Annotated in this window: 25 protein-coding genes and 8 pseudogenes; 14 read left to right on the top strand and 19 right to left on the bottom strand. The window is 48.4% G+C overall.

The window, feature by feature from the left end:
* The first annotated feature begins 30 nt into the window (after positions 1 to 30).
* From Q9J80_RS05445 to Q9J80_RS05430, 4 genes and pseudogenes are all read left to right on the top strand, one after another.
* The gene (locus Q9J80_RS05445; protein WP_301673766.1) at positions 31 to 456 is read left to right on the top strand and encodes a hypothetical protein; all 426 of its coding nucleotides are present in this window, start codon (positions 31 to 33) and stop codon (positions 454 to 456) included.
* Positions 457 to 468: 12 nt separating this feature from the next.
* Positions 469 to 1,068 (top strand): annotated as a pseudogene (locus Q9J80_RS05440) (hypothetical protein); the annotation flags it as partial.
* Complete coding sequence (locus Q9J80_RS05435) at positions 1,065 to 1,364, top strand: immunity protein CdiI family protein (RefSeq protein ID WP_301673768.1); 300 nt, start codon at positions 1,065 to 1,067, stop codon at positions 1,362 to 1,364. The pseudogene Q9J80_RS05440 and the gene Q9J80_RS05435, both read left to right, overlap by 4 nt.
* A gap of 143 nt (positions 1,365 to 1,507) precedes the next feature.
* Positions 1,508 to 1,943: pseudogene (locus Q9J80_RS05430) on the top strand (SMI1/KNR4 family protein).
* Between the two features lie 122 nt (positions 1,944 to 2,065).
* Here the strand turns inward: Q9J80_RS05430 and Q9J80_RS05425 are convergent.
* A pseudogene (locus Q9J80_RS05425) lies at positions 2,066 to 2,359 on the bottom strand (IS1595 family transposase); the annotation flags it as partial.
* 127 nt (positions 2,360 to 2,486) lie between these two features.
* On the opposite strand from Q9J80_RS05425, the gene Q9J80_RS05420 reads away from it, so the two are divergent.
* From Q9J80_RS05420 to Q9J80_RS11020, 4 genes are all read left to right on the top strand, one after another.
* Positions 2,487 to 2,927: a hypothetical protein gene (locus Q9J80_RS05420; RefSeq protein WP_301673769.1), complete on the top strand. Its 441-nt coding sequence runs from the start codon at positions 2,487 to 2,489 to the stop codon at positions 2,925 to 2,927.
* A gap of 121 nt (positions 2,928 to 3,048) precedes the next feature.
* Positions 3,049 to 3,231: a hypothetical protein gene (locus tag Q9J80_RS11025; protein ID WP_500796405.1), complete on the top strand. Its 183-nt coding sequence runs from the start codon at positions 3,049 to 3,051 to the stop codon at positions 3,229 to 3,231.
* Positions 3,168 to 3,602: a hypothetical protein gene (locus Q9J80_RS05415; RefSeq protein ID WP_301673770.1), complete on the top strand. Its 435-nt coding sequence runs from the start codon at positions 3,168 to 3,170 to the stop codon at positions 3,600 to 3,602. Before Q9J80_RS11025 ends, Q9J80_RS05415 begins: the two co-directional genes overlap by 64 nt.
* Before the next feature lie 116 nt (positions 3,603 to 3,718).
* Entirely contained in the window at positions 3,719 to 3,856 is a 138-nt protein-coding gene (locus tag Q9J80_RS11020) for a toxin-activating lysine-acyltransferase (RefSeq protein WP_500796404.1), read from the top strand.
* Positions 3,857 to 4,278: 422 nt separating this feature from the next.
* Here the strand turns inward: Q9J80_RS11020 and Q9J80_RS05410 are convergent.
* The 18 genes and pseudogenes from Q9J80_RS05410 to Q9J80_RS05325 all read right to left on the bottom strand — a co-directional run.
* Positions 4,279 to 4,431: pseudogene (locus Q9J80_RS05410) on the bottom strand (IS1595 family transposase); the annotation flags it as partial.
* 174 nt (positions 4,432 to 4,605) lie between these two features.
* A pseudogene (locus Q9J80_RS05405) lies at positions 4,606 to 5,022 on the bottom strand (phage virion morphogenesis protein); the annotation flags it as partial.
* Between the two features lie 2 nt (positions 5,023 to 5,024).
* Positions 5,025 to 5,927 carry a phage head morphogenesis protein gene (locus Q9J80_RS05400; RefSeq protein WP_301673771.1) on the bottom strand — a complete coding sequence of 301 codons (903 nt, stop codon included), beginning with the start codon at positions 5,925 to 5,927 and terminating at the stop codon, positions 5,025 to 5,027.
* Positions 5,924 to 7,393, bottom strand: a complete 1,470-nt coding sequence (locus Q9J80_RS05395) for a DUF935 domain-containing protein (protein WP_304672789.1) — start codon at positions 7,391 to 7,393, stop codon at positions 5,924 to 5,926. Before Q9J80_RS05395 ends, Q9J80_RS05400 begins: the two co-directional genes overlap by 4 nt.
* Positions 7,394 to 7,413: 20 nt before the next feature.
* Positions 7,414 to 8,910, bottom strand: coding sequence for a terminase large subunit domain-containing protein (locus Q9J80_RS05390; protein ID WP_301673772.1), 1,497 nt, complete (start codon positions 8,908 to 8,910; stop codon positions 7,414 to 7,416).
* A complete protein-coding gene (locus Q9J80_RS05385; protein WP_301673773.1) occupies positions 8,907 to 9,452 on the bottom strand; it encodes a DUF3486 family protein in 546 nt (181 codons plus the stop codon). The genes Q9J80_RS05390 and Q9J80_RS05385 overlap by 4 nt, the downstream gene beginning before the upstream one ends.
* A gap of 1 nt (position 9,453) precedes the next feature.
* Positions 9,454 to 9,771 (bottom strand): hypothetical protein, encoded by a 318-nt coding sequence (locus Q9J80_RS05380; RefSeq protein ID WP_013448348.1) that lies wholly within the window; start codon positions 9,769 to 9,771, stop codon positions 9,454 to 9,456.
* Positions 9,768 to 10,088 (bottom strand): hypothetical protein, encoded by a 321-nt coding sequence (locus tag Q9J80_RS05375; RefSeq protein ID WP_013448349.1) that lies wholly within the window; start codon positions 10,086 to 10,088, stop codon positions 9,768 to 9,770. The genes Q9J80_RS05380 and Q9J80_RS05375 overlap by 4 nt, the downstream gene beginning before the upstream one ends.
* Before the next feature lie 3 nt (positions 10,089 to 10,091).
* Positions 10,092 to 10,325, bottom strand: coding sequence for a TraR/DksA family transcriptional regulator (locus tag Q9J80_RS05370; protein ID WP_019272453.1), 234 nt, complete (start codon positions 10,323 to 10,325; stop codon positions 10,092 to 10,094).
* Positions 10,318 to 10,539, bottom strand: a complete 222-nt coding sequence (locus Q9J80_RS05365) for a hypothetical protein (RefSeq protein ID WP_019272454.1) — start codon at positions 10,537 to 10,539, stop codon at positions 10,318 to 10,320. Before Q9J80_RS05365 ends, Q9J80_RS05370 begins: the two co-directional genes overlap by 8 nt.
* Complete coding sequence (locus Q9J80_RS05360) at positions 10,517 to 10,906, bottom strand: hypothetical protein (RefSeq protein ID WP_061704865.1); 390 nt, start codon at positions 10,904 to 10,906, stop codon at positions 10,517 to 10,519. Before Q9J80_RS05360 ends, Q9J80_RS05365 begins: the two co-directional genes overlap by 23 nt.
* Positions 10,899 to 11,237 (bottom strand): hypothetical protein, encoded by a 339-nt coding sequence (locus Q9J80_RS05355; RefSeq protein ID WP_301673774.1) that lies wholly within the window; start codon positions 11,235 to 11,237, stop codon positions 10,899 to 10,901. Before Q9J80_RS05355 ends, Q9J80_RS05360 begins: the two co-directional genes overlap by 8 nt.
* Positions 11,238 to 11,348: 111 nt before the next feature.
* Entirely contained in the window at positions 11,349 to 11,852 is a 504-nt protein-coding gene (locus Q9J80_RS05350) for a glycoside hydrolase family 108 protein (protein ID WP_301673775.1), read from the bottom strand.
* Between the two features lie 76 nt (positions 11,853 to 11,928).
* Positions 11,929 to 12,936 carry a GTP pyrophosphokinase gene (locus Q9J80_RS05345; protein ID WP_301670023.1) on the bottom strand — a complete coding sequence of 336 codons (1,008 nt, stop codon included), beginning with the start codon at positions 12,934 to 12,936 and terminating at the stop codon, positions 11,929 to 11,931.
* Positions 12,933 to 14,012, bottom strand: coding sequence for a nucleoid-associated protein (locus Q9J80_RS05340; RefSeq protein ID WP_301670022.1), 1,080 nt, complete (start codon positions 14,010 to 14,012; stop codon positions 12,933 to 12,935). The genes Q9J80_RS05345 and Q9J80_RS05340 overlap by 4 nt, the downstream gene beginning before the upstream one ends.
* Positions 14,013 to 14,205: 193 nt before the next feature.
* On the bottom strand, positions 14,206 to 14,364 hold the full coding sequence (locus Q9J80_RS05335) for a hypothetical protein (RefSeq protein ID WP_301670080.1): 159 nt from the start codon (positions 14,362 to 14,364) through the stop codon (positions 14,206 to 14,208).
* A gap of 114 nt (positions 14,365 to 14,478) precedes the next feature.
* Positions 14,479 to 14,586: pseudogene (locus Q9J80_RS05330) on the bottom strand (helix-turn-helix domain-containing protein); the annotation flags it as partial.
* A gap of 99 nt (positions 14,587 to 14,685) precedes the next feature.
* A complete protein-coding gene (locus Q9J80_RS05325) occupies positions 14,686 to 14,952 on the bottom strand; it encodes a hypothetical protein (protein ID WP_301673776.1) in 267 nt (88 codons plus the stop codon).
* 131 nt (positions 14,953 to 15,083) lie between these two features.
* Between Q9J80_RS05325 and Q9J80_RS05320 the strand changes: the two genes are divergently transcribed.
* From Q9J80_RS05320 to Q9J80_RS05295, 6 genes and pseudogenes are all read left to right on the top strand, one after another.
* A complete protein-coding gene (locus tag Q9J80_RS05320) occupies positions 15,084 to 15,308 on the top strand; it encodes a DNA-binding protein (protein ID WP_301670020.1) in 225 nt (74 codons plus the stop codon).
* The gene (locus Q9J80_RS05315) at positions 15,301 to 15,546 is read left to right on the top strand and encodes a DNA-binding protein (RefSeq protein WP_308446908.1); all 246 of its coding nucleotides are present in this window, start codon (positions 15,301 to 15,303) and stop codon (positions 15,544 to 15,546) included. Before Q9J80_RS05320 ends, Q9J80_RS05315 begins: the two co-directional genes overlap by 8 nt.
* 11 nt (positions 15,547 to 15,557) lie before the next feature.
* Entirely contained in the window at positions 15,558 to 15,848 is a 291-nt protein-coding gene (locus tag Q9J80_RS05310) for a helix-turn-helix domain-containing protein (protein WP_301670019.1), read from the top strand.
* An 85-nt stretch (positions 15,849 to 15,933) separates the two neighbouring features.
* Positions 15,934 to 16,131: pseudogene (locus tag Q9J80_RS05305) on the top strand (hypothetical protein); the annotation flags it as partial.
* 1 nt (position 16,132) lies between these two features.
* Positions 16,133 to 17,140, top strand: a pseudogene (locus Q9J80_RS05300) (baseplate assembly protein); the annotation flags it as partial.
* 2 nt (positions 17,141 to 17,142) lie between these two features.
* On the top strand, positions 17,143 to 17,721 hold the full coding sequence (locus tag Q9J80_RS05295; protein WP_301673778.1) for a phage tail protein: 579 nt from the start codon (positions 17,143 to 17,145) through the stop codon (positions 17,719 to 17,721).
* The last annotated feature ends 138 nt before the right edge of the window (positions 17,722 to 17,859 follow it).

Raw genomic sequence — 17,859 nt, 5'->3', positions numbered from 1 at the left:
ACAGTTGCATGTTATGGCATTAATCGAGATATGCTGCATCTTTTCCACAGCTTGCGTAAGTCCGGCAATGCGGCAACGCACGTATTTAACGACGACCGTAAAGCGGCGGTAGAAAGTTTGATGGCGGCGTGGCAGATTGCATTGTGGTTTTGCCGCATTTTTGCCGACGGGCAGGAAGATTTTGTGTCGGAAGCCTTTAATCCTGCCTATTTGCAGACACAAAGTACGCTAGAAAATCCGTCGGTTTCCAACGGAGAAGAGCAACGCCTGTTGAAAGCGCAAGAAGCGGAATTGGCAAAATTGCGCGCGGAATTGGTGGCGAAAAGCGAAAAAGAACAACAGGTACGCCGCGACCAATTGGACACACATTTTGCCCACAGCCTCCAGATGCGGGATTTGGATGAAAAACAAATCCGCCTGCTGTTGATTGATGCCCAACTGCGCGAAGCCGGTTGAGAAGCGGATACGGAAAATCTGAACTACCAAAAAGACACGTGTCCAGAAAAAGGGAGGAATCTGGCGATTGCCGAATATCCGTGCGGTAAGGACAGGGCGGATTACGTGCTGTTGTGCGGTTTGATGCCGATTGCCACAGCGGATGAAGCGCTTCAAGAAGCAGCTAAAAAAGACGATCCGCTGAAACCCAACTTATTAGGAAATTATTCTAAATTAGCTATTTTTCCTAGAGATTCTACCCAGCTAATTAATAAAGCAGATGTTTCTATACTTAAGTCAAATGTCGTAAAATTTACTCCTGAAGATTTAGTGGCGACTGTTCGTATTTCATCAGAAAAAGTGGTTTTTTTAGAAAAAGGAAATGCAGCATCTGGATTACAACATATTTTGGCTCATGCTAAAGAATTCGCAAGTATTGGGGTGCATGAATCTGAAATACCCAGTTTTTTATTAAAGGCAATAAGAGATGGGAAAATAATTGGCTATCAAGAAAAAGGTCTAGGTAGACCAATTTATCAAGTGAACCATAATGGTAGGGAAGTTAAGGTGGCAATTACCATTGGTGATAATGGTTACATTGTGGGGGCAAACCCTCGAGAATTTGTAAAATGAAAATTAAAATTAGATTAATGGCTGACTATTTTTGTTATCCATTATGGCATGATGATGGTATTAATATGGGAGATATTGACCCTGCCAGTTTACCCATTTCCAATGAATTAAAAATGAAACTCTATCATTGGGCAGAATTGTATGACAATATTCTAAATATGGCTGATCCAGCAAGCTCTGTTTTTAATAGTAAAGAAGAAGAAAAATACTTCATACAAATGGGGGCAGAGCTTTTTTCTCAATTAAAAGTTGAGTTAGGTAACTCATACGAGATTAGGTATGTTGTTACTATTTAACAATAACCAACCAGCATATCCCGTGTAACCAAACTAAAAAGTGCACCAAATAACATGCGGCTAGTACCGTTGGAAATACATGATGCAGTTAGACATACTGGTCAAAATGCATTAAAAAAGGATGTTAATCAAGGAAATGAATAATGAAAAAATTAAATATCTGGAGAGATGAAGGAAAAGTTTCTGCTTCAATCATTGAAAAATTTGCAGAAAATTTAGGTGTAACATTCCCTAAATCGTATATATATTTGATAAGTGAACATGATTATTTATATCCCGAAGAAGATTGTTTTATTTTTAGGATATAAAAAAGATGCCTCCAGTCATGAAAATATCTATACCTATTCATGCATTGATGATGAATATGGCTATGGAAACCAAGTTGTTGCATTTGGAATAAGTGCAAATGGCGATTATATTTGTTTTGATTACCGTAAAAATTCAAGTAATCCATCCATCGTACTTATGTATCATGATGAATTTTACGAAGATGAACTAGGTAATACCAAGATGATTACAGTTCCCATCGTACCTGATTTCGATAGTTTTATAGATAAACTTTATCAAGATGTAGATTAACTGGCACTACTAGCCAGCATAGCCTGTGTAACCAACCAAAAAAGTGAAATGGTAGGATGTGCATTCATGCACACGCGGTTTTGGTTTCTCTGAACTCGGTTTCAGGCTGCCTTAAAACCACTTACCTTACCATTTCGCTTCAAAAGACTGAATACGGCGACTTTATCGGCAGCACCGCGACCGTGTTTGCCTTTGCGTTGCCCGCCAAAATAACTTTCATCGGTTTCTACTTCGCCATCAAACATTTCCAAATGCGGACTGTTTTGATAAATAAGCAATCGTAAACGATGAAAATAATAGGCTGCGGTATTTTTATTAACGCCTACTAACTCTGCTGCTGTTCTTGCAGTTACACCTGCAACAAATAGCCCAATGAGTTTATTTTGTTTATACCGGCTTAGACGACTTTTTCTCATAGGGATAATTCTAACTTAATTTGAATTTCCCTAGTTATCTAGGACAGCCCCAATCAATAAATAGGATAACCTAGCAATATTCAAGTATCTATTCCTGCAAACTTACCCAGTATTGGAGATAAATTTAATGTTATCCCATCTTATTAATAAAAATCTGAATACTATAGCTGGCTGTATAGTAATTATGTTTGGAATTTGTTTTGCATTATTGATAACAGAAGCTCAACAGGAAGGTAAATTAGGTTACAAAACGGATAATGGGGAAAGGGTGCAAAGGATATTCTCTGAAATACCGACTATGGTTGAACCATATCAAGTATCTGATAGTAATTCATTTACAAGAGGTCCTACAACTTTTGTGACTTTTTATGTTAAAGGTTCGGACTCCGAACTAAAAAAATTAACTCTATTAATCGATCGGAGACAGAGCCTTTTCGGATTTGTTAATGCTTGTAGGAATGGGGAGTCTTTAATATATGAATATAAATTAATAACTGAATTTGATAAGACAGTTAAAATAGATTCTTTGGCTATCGAGTGGAAATATCCGGATTCATCATGTAACTAGCGTAGCATTAAAACTACTTACCTGCCTTTTTTGTTTTAATCCACCTAACCCTAAATCATGCCTGCCACTCTACCCCAATGAGCCATGTAACGAAAGCGAAGCACTCGGTGCCATCACTTGGTTGTGGTATCAGTCGCCTACGCATCGCCAAGTGCCTATTGCCGGATGCCGGCTTATGTGTTGCCTATGTAAAAAAAGAAAATCAACTCACCGGAAAAACCAAGCAAAAGGAAATAAGCAATGGATACGAATAACTATGACAAAATTATGCCATTTAAGCCTGAAAACAGAGAAAGTGAGCTAAAAATCGCCGTAAGATTCCAACGAAGATTGATACCATCAAAAATTGTATATTTTTATACAGGTTTTACGGGATTATTGGCTTTTTTACAGAAATATCAAATTTTTCATATCTCTAACTTCAATAAATTAATGGATTGGCTCATGCTGTTATTTGTATTGCTCGGTGTATATAGTGTGATTTCTACAGTTTTTTTAACTATTTGCCCCTATTGCCACAGATTTCAAAAACAGTTTAATGGAAAAGTAATCAGTGTCGATAATCAAGAAATAGCCTGCAATCAAGGAGTAGTTCCATTTATTCATTATTGTAATCGATGCAATGCCCCACTTTCATCAAAAGCAGTAACAGATTATTATGAAAATAAAGTGTGAACTTGCATGGTAGGGGGTGCTGATACCCACGCGTTCCTTACTTTGCTTTTTACTTATTTTCAGGCAGCCTTAAAACCACTTACACTTACTTTTTTGTTTTACCCCCCCTATAAACTATGCTCACCATCTCAACCCTAAACATCCTCTCAACCAAGCTCTATCCCAGTGAGCCATATAACGAAAGCGAAGCACTCGGTGCCATCACTTGGTTGTGGTATCAGTCGCCTAAGCATCGTCAAGTGCCTATTGCCTGATGCCGACTTATGTGTTGCCTGTGTAAAAAAAGAAAATCAACGCACCAGAAAAACCAAGCAAGAAGAATTAAGCACAGGACAAAAAAACGCGTATATCTTTGCCTACGCGGTATTTAGAAGCAGCGGTTGTAGTAGCAGGAGACAACAATGCCCTAGCAGGAGCATTGGGTGCAGATGTGGGATACGTTTCAGGACAATCGGCACAATGGTTATTAGGACAAACTTTGGCTGGTGCGGCCATTGGTGTACGTGGGCAAATGAAAGCAGGCGGACAACTGTATTACGATATATTTGCGAGCCATGCATTGAAAAAGCCTGAATATTTTCAGACGAAGAAATGGGTAACGGGATTTCAGGTAAGTTATTCGTTTTGATGCAATTGAAGCGAATAATGTATGACAAGATAAACAAAAGCTACTGGTTTTCTGCCAGTAGCTTTTGTTTATGTGGTGATGAGTTTCAGCAAAATGCGTGGTGTGATTGATGCGAAAATATCTAAATTCACTGACATCAAGCGCATCATAACTATGAAAGGTATCTGTGTACACAATGCCATCAGGCTTAACTTTCTCTTGAAACCTAATGAGATAAATATATAGGTGTTGATGAGAAAAATGGGACGAAAGAGGATGACGGGGGATTTTGTGGGATGGGAAAAATGCAAGGGAGTTGCAAATATTGCAATAAAAACGGACGGTGTTTTTATCGTCCGTTTTTTGTTGCCAAAGTCCTTTTTTGAGGGCGGCGATGGCGATGTCGAGGATTCTGCGTTCGGCACCGGGTTGGAGTTGGTTGTTGCCGTTGATGGGGAGATAGGGGCGTGCTGGAAGGTTGGTTTTGTGACCTCGCCCTGATCGTCCGCCGAGGTGGTGGATGGCGGCGTATTTTTTGTTGCTGCCGATTCGGGCATAGTTGCTGCCAACCTGTGTAGTCAGGCTGGCGGCAAGTTGCCCGCTTTTTTGCAGGGTCTTGCCTCCCTCATCTGCGGCACGCCGACTTCGTTTCCACCGCTGCTCGCCCCAGCTTTCGGATTCGAAGTTTTCTTCGGTTATAGATAGCAACTCGGTGGCAATACCGCGCATCATGGGGCGGGTGTTTGCGGCGTTTTTAAGGAGCGTACTCAGACCGTGTTCGAGTTTGGCAGCATCGAGTTTGATTTCCAGCATAATCAGCCTTTTAACAGTTTAAGCACCCAAGTCAGCGAAGCGGTGGACAGGGCGTTTTTGAATCTGTCGTTGCCCATCATCGTTTTCAGGGCAATGCGGGCGATGTCCGGATGGGTTACCTGCGCCTTATCCACTGCGATTTTCGCCATACGGGACAGCATGGATTTACCTTGGTTGGCATTGAAGCCTGCGTTTGGTGCGATGAATTTATTATTCACGCGGATGCCGGTGCGCCGGGCATAGCGTGCCTCTCCGGTATAAGGGTTTGAGCCTATATCGACGGTGATGGACTCAAGAGTCGGTCTGGGTTGGACACGGCTTTCTCCCACACTGCGGGAAAGGGGTTTGACACGGCAGCGACAACGGTAATCCAAGGGCGGATACAGGCTGTCCCACACCGGGTCGTCGGCCGCATAGACGCGACCGTGCAGCATACGGTGGGTTTCGCGGGTGCGGCTGTCGTTGATGGCGACGTACTGCCAATAAGGGTGCGTGTCGATGGAGTTCATCATTTCGGCGTAGCGGCCCGCCATGTAGGCCGACTGCATATTGGTCAGATAGATGGTTTTCAGGCGGTAGGGGCTACCGAGCTGTACGCTTTGGGTTTCTCCTTCGGGATTTTGAACTTCCTGCCTGCCCCACCAGCCTTTGCGCTGTAGAACGGGGGCGAGTTCTCGGCTGAACTCTTCCAGCGTCCGGCCTTGTTCGGCGGCATCGACGACGGCGGAATAGATATCGGAGAGCACATCCATTTTGGCGGTTTTGGCCACTGTAAAGGCAGTGGCGTGCGCGTCGTCCAACATATCCTGCCAGTCCCAAGATACGGCAATGCCTTTTTGCTTGAGATAGGCGACGGCGGCTTCGGGTTTCATGCCGAAGACGGCTTTAATATCTTCGGGGTTCATGATTTAAGCTCCTGTGCTACTTCAATCCTGCCGACCAAGTCGGAAAGGAAAATCAGGTGCGCCAACTCGTTTTGCAAGGCGGTATCGTCCATATTCGGATAGGCGGCAGACAGACGGTCGAGCAGGTTTTCGGCAGTTTCTCCACGACTTAATTCGGCCACTAGGATGGCAGTCAGCAGGTCGCCTTGTGTATTCAGACGGTCTGAGTTAGGGGCGAGTCCGTCGATGACCAAACCTGCATCCGTCAAATCGCCCTCGGTAAAGTCGGCAGCTTTTGCCTCCGGGCTTGCTTGAACACCCTCAAGCAAATCTCCATCTTCCAAACCGTATGTGCGCTGCCAGTATTGCTTGGTAAACTTGGCACCGGCATCCACCATCATCTTATCCCGTTCGGCACGCTCTCTGGTGCCGCTTTCCTCATTTTCGAACAGCACGAATTTCGGACGGACAACGTCTCCGAAATTTATCTCTACCATCCACTCTATCAACTGATTGAATGTTGTCTCCACGATTCGTTTGTCGCTGTCGCGGATGTCGTCCGTTACTTCCAAGCCTGCGGTCGCGCTGGCGTGCGTGCTGTCTTTTTCGGTGGTTTGGTCTTGTCCGAGCAGCGCAATGCTGATTTCAGAGCGGCAATAACGGATGAGCTTGTCGTAGGCATCAATAGATGAGGACTTGCCGCTTGCCTCGTGGATTTCGACGCTGGAATCATTGGGAATGGTGCCGACGCTGTTGCCGATCAGGGCTTCGAGCGCATCCAGCAGCTTGTCGGTATCCTGCGGGGTATTGGAACGCGGTTCTTTACCAATCAGCCAAGGGGCACCGTATTTTTCGGTGAACTGCATCCAGAATTTAAGGCCGCCGCGTTTGAAGGTGACCAGCCAAAAAACCAAGCCCAAATCGCCCAAACCGTAGGGGTTTAGATAATCTGCCTCATGTGTCGGGCAAAGAAACTTATAAGGCGGAGGAACGGTATCGGTCAGCCCGTTTTGGATGTAACGTAGCTCGCCTTCGTCGTTGAAGGCGAACCACTCTTGCGGCTTGGCGATGATTTTGTCAGGCAGCCATGCAGAATCGGTACGCCAAATCAGTTCGATGGGCTGGTAGCCGTAAAAAACGGCGTTTAAAACGTCTTTAATCAGGCGGTAAACATCGGTTTCAGCCAGCCAGCTATCGACAAAATCCCGGACATTTTTAGGGGTGTCGTCGCCCTCAATCCGCCATTCGAGGCGGGCGACAGCTGCTTTTCGGCGGCGCACCAGCGAGCCGACCAAGGGGTCGCGCATCAGCTCGCGGTAAATGGAGATTTGCCTGCCCATTTTGCGCAAAACAGGGTCGGGATTAGGCAGCCAGCCGTTGAAACCGCTGAAAAACGGGCGGGAAACGGCGAGATGTGCAGATAAATCCTGCGGCTTGAAGGTCATGATGCCTTGGCTGGTTTTGAGTTTGAGGTGGGGTTTGGGCATGATATGTACTCTTAAATACCTTAATAACCTTTGGTTAATGTGCTTTTTCGGCGGATTCGGCGGCTGGCTACGCGTATTGGGCCGGTATTCAGCTCGCGGCTGGCGTAATGGGCAAGGACAAAGGCAATCGCCGCGTCGCCGTGGCGTTTTTTGCCGTCTTGACCTTTGGTGCGTACATCGGGGATGCGCGGCACGCCTCTGACCAGCTCGAAGGCGCGCAGGTCGGTCAGGATGTCTTCGTCTTTGGGGATTGCGTCCAACGTGCCGTCTTCGAGGGCGGCTTTGAACGGCGCGGTATGGGTGCGGTACCAGTTTTCCGACAGCATCACGGCTTCCACCACTTCCGCGCCGAACTCGTCGCGCATGGCTTCGGCGATGGATTGTCCGTTGCCTCGGGCATCCAATGCCGCACCGCGCAGATTGGGTAAGCCGTGCAACAGGTGTTTCATAATCTGCTCCTGCTGGGCGAAGGGCATATTGCCCAACTCCAACACGAACGGCGGCTTAAGGCTTAAATTAGGCTGCTGCAATAAAGGGACGATAACGGTGCGGTCGCCTGAGCGGGCGAAGTCTTCGCCGACGAAGGAAACGCGGGTTTTGTCCAAACCGTCTAAAAGCGGTTGCAGGGTGTCGGCTATCCAGTCTGCTACTTCGGCGGCGCGGCGCGGCTCGGGCAAGAGGCCGAAATCGTCGGTCCGGTCGTATCGGACAACGGGCGTGTAGGGACTCATACGGCTTTCAATTAAGGCACGGTTCAGCCATTTGCCGCCGCCGTTTTTAGGGATGCAGTCCAACTCTTCGCTGGCATCTTCGCCGTAGAAATCGCGGATTTCCTTGCACCACGCAGCTTCGCCGTCTGCCGTCCACTCTTTGCCCAAACGCAGGCAGATGCGGCGGTAGAGGCCGTCTGAAACAGCCTCGTCGAAAGTAATGCGGTGGATGGAATAAGGTTTTTTGCCCGCACGAATGTCGGTAATCAGCTCGTTGAACGGATTGTCCACCCCGTCATGGGTAGAGATGATGTGTACTTGCCCGCCCCACATCAGCAATGCCATTGCCGCTTTGAGCAATTCGCCGAGCTGCTCGTGGAACGCCGCCTCGTCGATGATGACACGCCCCTGTTTGCCGCGAAGGTTTGAGGGGCGGCTGGATAAGGCGGTAACGCGCCAGCCGGAGGCAAAGCGGATGACGAAGGCGAGGACGGATTTTTTGTCGTCGCCCTCGACGAACACCTCCTCGGTCTCTTCGATTTCGCCTGCCGCCAAACCGTAGAACTTCGCCCAGCCTGCACAGTCTCGGATAAACTCCAAGGCCATGTCTTTGTTGTAGCCTATGTACCATGCGTCCATGCCGCCCGATGAGGCGGCAAGTAAGGCGGTGTCGGCAGCCTCGCCCCAGCTCAGACCGATGCGTCGGGATTTTTCGCAGAGTTTGACGGGAGCATTGTCGGCGCACCAACGCTGCTGATACGGCAGCAATGCCGATGGCGTGCGGTCTTCGGTTTTGTGCAGGGTCATGATGCGATACCTAAAATCTGTTTGCGGATGGCTTCGGCAGCCGCGTCGGACAGCCCGCCTTTTTTTGCCTGCTTGGCCACGTTTTCGGCGGCGGCTGCGACTTTGGCTTTAACTTTTGCCTGATATTCTTTCAGGCGCGTTCCGGCGGTAATCAGACCGCTGATTTTGCGCGCTCCTTCGCTCATGATGCCGAAGCGGTCGAGCGCGTTCAGTTCTTCAGACGGCATTTCGCCGATTTGCACCAATGCCTCGAACAATTCGGTCTGCAACATCGCCATCAGGGCTTCGGAGCGTGTATCGCCTTCATCGGCTGCGCCTTCGGCAATCAGGCGTGCCGCTTCGGTGCTGTTTTTGATGGCGGTAAACCGACGCTGGACTTTCTGCCCGTAGCGGTGAGCGGCGGAACGGCTGATTTCGTAGCCCTGCTGCTGCAACCATTCCGCCAGTGCCTGATAGTCGGCAAAACCGTTTTCGACGAGTTTGCGCTCAAATTCGTGTCGGACAGCTTCGGGCAATTGGTCTATCGTGCTGCGCTTGGCCATATCAGCTCCACACTTTTTCGGGACGGGCGATACCGGCGCGGCATTCGACCGTGTATTCGGCAATATCGACACCCAAACTGGTCAGGTCGGCAAACCACAAGCCGTGCGGTGCTTTATTCAGCTCGACCATTTTGCGGTCGGCAAGGTAGTCGAGCTGCTGGCGCAGTTCGGTGGCGGTGGTCTGCGGGTAAATCGCGTTCATAATGTCCAGCAGGAAGGTTTCGCTGGTGGTGTGCGGACGGGCTTTGTTGAGGGTGTTGATGATGTTCCAACGCATCCCCTCGCGGCGTTGTTTAGCGATCAGTTCCTGGCTAATCATTTCTTTACGCTTTCCATTTTGTAGATTTCAGTGAGTTTCTCGGCGACGTTGTCGAGTTTGGCTTCGAGGACGACCTGGTTGCGGATGTAGTCTTCCCGCAAAACATAGGTCAGCGGCAGACCGGCATTGAATTCCGCCAGTTTGTTTTCCATGATTTCGACTTTGCCTTGCAGGCGTTCCTGCTGTTTTTGGCGTTCGTCCTGCTGCTCGCGGAATTGCGCCAGCAGCATTTTGCCGAAGGTAAAACAAATGCCGAGGAAGGAGAGTAAAAAGCCGACAAGCTGCCAAAATTCGATGTGGATAAAGGTTTTTTCCATTGTTCACCTCTGAAATCCGTGTTCAAAATATTCTTGGCAGACAACACAGCGCGTACAGCCTTGGACGGCTTTTTGCCTGGCTTCGGGTATCGGGCTGCCGCAATCTTCACAGTGGCTTAGGCTGGCGGTGGTTTCAGAGTGCGAAGCCTGCCCGTGGTACGGCGGTTGATGCTTTGCCAGGGATTCTGCGAGAAAGATGGCTTCGCGTTCGGATGCGCGGTCGGCAAAATCAGTCATTTTTCAGACGGCCTTTCGTGTACCAGTTCTGCCAGCCCTCAATTTGGATTTCGAGCTTTTGACAGTATTCACCGTAGCGCACGGCATGGTTCAAGAGTTGTTCGGGTGAGCCGCCGGTCGGACGCTCGGGGCGTTCGTATTTGACCAGCAGCCCGGTAGATACAGGCGGCAAATCCACTGTCGGTACGGTTTTAATCGGGGTATCCGAAGGCACGGTTGTAGAGGTGCAGGCTGTTAGAGCCGATACCGTTAAAACCATTGCCGTCTTTTTTAATCGTGTCATGCGTTTGCTCCTGTAAAGTGTTTTTGGTTTTATCCAGTTCGCTCAGGGCGGATGCCAGCTCAATGCTTTGACGCTGCGCGAAGTCATGCCAACGCTTCGTTTCCGCCTGCGCTTTTTTAAGCTCGTCGGCGTATTGTTTGGCTGCCGCCTTTGATGAGTTTTGGTAGGCGGTAATCAGGGCGGTTTGCTTGGCATCGGCTTTGTCGGCGGCATAGTGATAGCCGTTTAGCCAAATGCCCAAAACAATCAATGCACGCCATGCCAATGCCGATTTGTTTTTGTACAAAAAGTCAATCATTGCCGCTCCATTCTTCCGCATTCGCGGATTTTTTGATTTCTGCCAACTGCGGTACGGCGGCGATGCCGCGTTTGATTAATGCATACCCGCCGACCAATGCGCCATAAGCCCACCAGAGCCATTCCGGCGCATCTGCTGTTTGAGAAAACTTATAGGTCATAGAAGCGGCTGCCACGTTTGCCCATAGTTTGGTATGGCTGATTTTCCCTGTGGCCGGATTAGAGACCAAGCCGCCCAGCCATTGGAAAAAGGCGGTTATTTGCGACGCTTTTTTTTGGCTGCGCGTTTCGCGGCGGCTACCCCGCTCTTGCGGTGGGCTTGCGTCCAACATCCCTGAGTCGGCATGGCGTAGCGAATGCCTAGGTCGCCGTGGCTGAAATCGGGCTGCATGGCTGCGATCATTAGGGCGATGAGTGACTTTTTTGACATGGTTTGTCTCCCTTTAATCAGTGTTATCTGCAGACGCGTGAATCAGGTTTTGCGCCACACGGCGTACCCAGCCCTTGCCGAAAGAGGTGAACGTACCGAGCTTGGTATAAAAGACCAGACGCTCGGCGTTGAACCGCAATAAAAGGTCGTTTTCGGGGAGTGAATTGATGGCTTTGAGACTGATTTCGCCGATGATGCCGTCGTCCGGCACGCCTGTGGCGCGTTGGAGCATACGGGCGGCATTGCCGTAACCGTGGTTGACGCAGGCATCGAAGAATTGGAACGCGACCGCTTCCGGCATTTGGTCGGCGCGGTAACGCTCCCAAAACGCCTTTCGGTAAATGCCGATAGCCTGTTCACGCGTCATGGCACGCATGGAACCGTTAAAGCCGTTTGCCATTGCGGTACGCTTAGTGATGCCCCAATTGGTTTCGCCGCCGGGGTCTTTGGGATGGTTGACGTAACCGCCCTCGTGGGAGAGGACGCGGTTGATGAATTGATTGAATTTGTCTGACATGGAAAATCCCCGTATTGAGGTTGAAATCAATACGGGGATTGTAGGGAAGGCCGTCTGAAGGGGCTTTTAAAGGGAGTTAAAAGAGTTCATGGGATGGTTGCTTATCCAAATCAGTACAAATAAATTTCAGGTTTTTGTTGTATGCAGGCAAAGGCCATTTTTTCCATACTTCATCTGCACCAACTTTCTCAATCAGCCAATAAACCAACAAAGCTGCTGGCTGACTGAAAAAATACATTTCTTCAGCATTTTCTTTTATCCGATTAGCAAGATATTTCTTCTCATTCAAAAGTGACCGGATATTAGCAAGAATATTTGAAGGGTCAATGCTGGATTGAAATGTTTCTAGAAAAATCATATTGGTTTTTTTATCAACTTCAGGAATAAGCCCTATTTCCTCTTGATAAAGCTGTGATAATTGGGGAAGAAGTTCTTCTTGTGGTTGATTTGCTTCTTTCAAAATTGCCAGAGTACGACTAAATAAGTCATCTGTAGTTTCCATCAAAGCCATGCTCTTCGCGACTTCGCGCTCTGCTTGCTTTGGAACATTGCCGTCAGGCTTGTATATATTGTCATGAACCAGCTCTGCATAAGCATGTTGGAGTAAAGAACGCACCTGAACTTCACAGCACAAATCAGAAGGGATGCTGACATTTTCGGGTGTAATGAATGCTTGTTTAGGACGAATCTCGTAATGTTTGGATTGATAGTCAAATGCTTTGGGATTTTGCTGAATGTCATCTGCAAAATCTTTCGAAACTTTAGCATTCCACTGAGATGAGGATTCAATGATTTCACAAACTATTTGAATATGTTCCGCAAGCAATACCACAAAACGTACACCGACCAAGTCAGTCATTTGAGTTTGAGGTGAAGTGTAATTTTTTCGGCCAATCTTGGCCAGAGCTGAAGAAATCTCTTTGACTCTAGGCTTTGCTTCAATTTTTAGAAAATTGGCAACCGGAACAGGAGAAATGACATTAGATAATTGATTTTGAATTTCTTCAGCCACAAATCTACCCCAAGCGGCAAATGCCGCTTGGTGGCTTTCTAAATAGCTTTTGAAATCATCAATATCACTCATTTTTGTTGTTGTAACTGTCCTTTAATTGTGACAACAGTATATTCCCCATCTTCCGTTGGCGCAATTTCCATATAGTCTTGAGTATGCTCGGGAGGAGTCAAGATAACTACACCATTACTAAATCCGTAAGACCTCCGTTGGCGTAAACGAGTTTTAATATATTCAATATCTTTACTTACGGTATTTTGAGGAAAGTCCTTTGCCACCATAAATTCTGTATAAGCTGTTCGTTTTTCTGGAGGTAAATGATTTTGGGCAAAATTATTTACACTAATGGTTGCTTCCGCACTTTTCAATGTAACGCGCAATGCTTCATGCGCATCTAATTTTGCATCATCACTTAAATCAGAGTTATCGATAAAATTGCGTGTCCACTCAAAAAAATTCTGCGTCAATTTACGGGAAGAAGCAGCTATACTCATACCCAAGAATACTTGATAGAAATAGGAAGCTGCCGGTCTGGTTTCCGTTTGTGTCATCAGATGGTCATACAAAAAAGCCCGATAATTCCCAGATTGTATTTGCTCCTGCGGCCTTACTGTTTCAGCCACCAAAAAACCTATCTTGAATAATCTTGCTGAATCGGTCAGTAATAATTCTTCTAAGAATTCAATCGTGATAAAGTCATCCTCTTCTTTGGTCCTGAACCCATCTTGCGGCTCAGCCTTAATCACACATAAAAACGGCTTGCCGGTATCTCCAACCCTACCTTTTAATACCAACAAAATACCACCCGGTGCATTCGTATTCAGTTGTGCATCGGTCAACATGTGGGCAAATTGTGCGGAATCTTCAATAAACTCTGCTTCGTCTTTGAGTTGTATGGCTGCCGCTATCTGAAAAAAACTATTTTCAGCCGTATTGGCAATAGACATTTCAATCCCATGAGATTTATTACCCAAAGCTTTGGTCAGCCTGTTTTCCAATGTTCTTCTTGCCGTAATAGGCAAATCAATCAACTGTGTACTGATTTTAGGTTCTACACGCTCTCTATTTTCATTTTTTGGATAAATACGATGGGTAATAATTTTTTCAATTACCAGCCCTTCAAAAGAGTAATTCGTTTCTGTCATCATTTTTCCTATTGTAAGTTAATTAAGGTCTTTTGAAATCTGAACCACCTGCCCGATGACCTGAATATCGGGGTGGTTTTTAATACGCTTTAAAATGCACGGCCGCTTCTATTGCTTAATATCTGTTTCAGAACACCGGAGCAGCCCGACTGTCGGAGTGTCCTAAATGCCGTCTGAAAATTTCAGACGGCATTTTTTATCCGTTGCCCACTTTACCAGGCGCGGCTTGGGCTTTTTTCTCTGCCGCCAGCTTGAAGGCGGCGTAATCGGCAAGCTCTTTGCGGCTGCCGCTGCCGAGCTGACGGAACAGGGCAAGCAGTTCTTTTTCTTCAGCACTCAAGGATTCAGACGGCATGACCGCTGTTTCGCCGCGTCTGCCGTGCATGACGTATTGAACGTCTATGCCTACTTTTTCAAATTGGAAGAAAAGTTCCGTCTTGGGTTGACTAATGCCACGTTCATAATTCCCCCACATTCTTCCTGAAACCCCACATTTTTCAGCAATTTCAGCTTGCGTCAGTTTTAATTTTTTTCTTTCTTCTTTCAATCTGTTACCAGAAAAGGAAGAGTTCTTCATAAAATAATCCTTGCAGAATAGGAAGAACTCTTCCTATAATTTCCACATCGAAACACAAGACACCCTAAATCATCACGAGAAGGGACGAAAAAATGACCCCTAATCCTGTTCGCGGTAGCGTTCCAACACGTGCAGGCCGGCGAGTAGTACCGAATTTGCAGCGTCATCGCATTGTGCGTCCAAGCCGACTGCGTCATCCTGCAGCCACGCAGGCGCGACCAGCTCATCAAACCATTTCGCTGCAAGCTGCTGCTTCTGTTCTGTACTCAATACTTGAAGCACATCATGAAACATGGCTTGCAGCGCACGAAATTCAGCCGCCGCAACGGCCTGACCGTCTGGCAGGTTTAATAAACGGTCAGACACAGGACTTAAGCGACGAAGAGACTCGGATTCTGAACGAGTCATATGGAGGATGGTTGATACTTTATTCACACGAAGACTCCGAATAATCTTGAAAAACGAACACATTATATCACACGAAAGGTGTAAATAATATGGAAAAACCTTTGAATTTCAAACCTATTCCCTATCCGCAAACGCGCGAGAGCGCGGCAAGATGGTTTAAGCGCAACGGCGTGTGCAAGGCGCACTGGGCGAAACATTTCAATCTGGAGCGTACCACGGTGGAACACCTCTTGCGCGGCAAGCTGAAAGGCAATTTCGGCAAAAGCCACGAAGCGGCGGTGAAGCTGGGGCTGAAGGAGAAAAGCGATGATTAATCATGAGTGTATTAACCAACCGTACGGACGGATACTGAAATTTTCCCGCATACAGGCCAAAGAAATGCTTACGCCAGACGAATTGAAAGAAAAATTTAAAAATGACGGAATCACATTCTCCGGTTGGGCAAGGGAAAATGGTTACCGTCCGCAAGAAGTAATCCGTGTAGTAAACGGTTTTTCTAAAGCAAATTACGGCAAGGGGTACGAAATTGCTAAGAAGCTGGGACTGAAATAAGGAGGATGCGGATGGCGGTAAGTAAAAAGGCGCAGCGGCTGTTGCGGGTGTTTTTGGCGATGGACGCGCATCCGATAATCGGCATCAGCAATAAGGAGCTTTCAGACGGCCTAGGACTGACGGCGACGCAGGTGAGCCGGGATTTGGAAGACCTGATGGCGGCCGGGCTGGCGGTACGGCTGGACAACGGCAACTATGCCTACAGCGTGCGGACGCTGCAAATCGCGGAGCACTTCCGGCAGCAGCAGGAAAACCTGCAACGCCGGCTGGCGGAAGTCCTGGAACGGGCGGAGTCTTTTTGAACGGATTGGAAAAGTCCCGACGTCGGGACTTTTGATGAAACCTGAATTTTAACTTGTCCTTACGTCAGGACAAGTGGAGATAAAAATGAGCAATGAAATTGAAGTTGTAGATGGCAATGGAATCAGCAATCAGGCGGCGATGCACAGTGTGCTGGTGATGGAGCAATGGGGCAACGGCGAAACCTACAATGAAGATGTATGGGTTGAGAGAGCCAAGATCGCAACACGCAAAACAATGGAAGGGATGTTTGAGCTTGGTCAGGCTTTAATTGTTTTAAAAGAACGAGCGTCTGATTATCAACACCTATGCCTACCGCGAAATACTGGTCCGCAAAGCCTTGAACGAAGCCTACCGCCAGCAGCACCCGCGTTTTGCAACGGGGTTGATGTTGGATTTGTGCGGCGACGATGTGAACACGCCGCGCCTTGAGGCATCGGCCGCCCGCTGCACTGTCCGCTTTACCCTTGCAGCTTCCCACAGCGAACCCGTCGTCATCCCGCAAAGTACGCAGATTGCCGCAGGTGCGACCGTGTTTCAGACGGCATCGGAAGGCACGCTCTTACCGGCCGGCCGAACTTTGGATTTGGAGGCTGTCTGCACGCAGACAGGTGTGTCCGGCAATGGTTTTGCCGCAGGACAAATCAATACCTTGGTCAGTCCTATTGACGGCGTATCTGCCGCCAATATCGAAGTATCGGCAGGCGGTGCGGACGAAGAGTCGGACGATGCTTATCGGCAACGCATCCTGCTCGCCCCGGAAAGTTTCAGCGTGGCGGGGCCTGTCGGCGCATACGAATACTTCGCACGACGTGTCAATCCTGTCATTTGCGACGTTCATGTCGGCAACCTGAAAACGGCAGGCGGCGAGCCGGTCGGCGGCCGGGTACGGGTAACGGTGCTAACTAAAAACGGACTGCCGTCTCCCGAACTCATCGGCGAAGTGCAGAGGGCTTTGTCTGACGAGCGTGTCCGCCCGCTTTGCGACACGGTAAGCGTTGCCGCCCCTTCTGTTATCGATTACACGCTGGATGCGGAACTCACGCTGTTTACAGGCGCGGATGCCGCCGAAGTTTTGGCGGCGGCAAAACAGGCTTGGGCAGATTACGAAGCATCACGCCGCGAAAAACTGGGCGCGGACATCGTGCCGCTGGACATTCAGACGGCATTGAAGGCGGCAGGCGTATACAACGTCGTTTTAAAGTCGCCCGCGCTGACCGTCGTCCAACCCGACCAATGGGCAAGATGCACTTCCGTCAATATCCGCATCTCGCCTGAAACGGCGGAGGGTTAGCAATGGCAAAACTCTCCTACGCATCCGTTATCGAACACGACCGACGTTACAAAATGTTGGCGGATTTAGGCTTGAGGATGGATGAGGCCGATGCTGTCAGACTACTGCCGAGGCTGGTAGATTTGGTTGCTCCAGAACACTTGGCACTGCTGGCGGAGGGCCGCAGCATTTTAGGTGCGGACGGCTACTGGTTAGCTGAAAGCGACCAGACGCGCCGCAAGCTGATTAAGGGCGCGTATCGGCTGCACCGTATGAAAGGCACGCCGCGGGCGATACGCGAAATCGTACGGCGGCTCGGTTTCGGAGAAGTCGAAATCACCGAAGGCTTGGGCAATAAGGAACACAACGGCGAAATCAGGCGGGACGGAACCTACGCGCACGGACGGTCCGACCACTGGGCGCATTACCGTATCACCATGAACGGCGCGCTAACCAACGATCAGGCGGCTTTGCTGCGGCATACCCTGCAAGCCTTCGCGCCTGCACGATGCGTATTGGCGGCATTGAATTACCGGCACGCCGCCGTCCGGCATAACGGACGGGCATCGAGAGACGGAACATTTAACCGAGGAACTGCATAATGGCAAATTTGAACGAAACAGCACAATGGGAAACAGGCATTTACCAATTAGAAACCTCCGACCCCGTGATGGGCGGGCCGGACGGCATCGACAACCGTCAGGCAAAACAATTGGCCAACCGCACCCTCTGGCTCAAAA

Source organism: Neisseria blantyrii (assembly GCF_962747855.1).
Classification (GTDB): Bacteria; Pseudomonadota; Gammaproteobacteria; order Burkholderiales; family Neisseriaceae; genus Neisseria; species Neisseria viridiae.
This window is presented reverse-complemented; position numbering and strand designations above follow the sequence as displayed.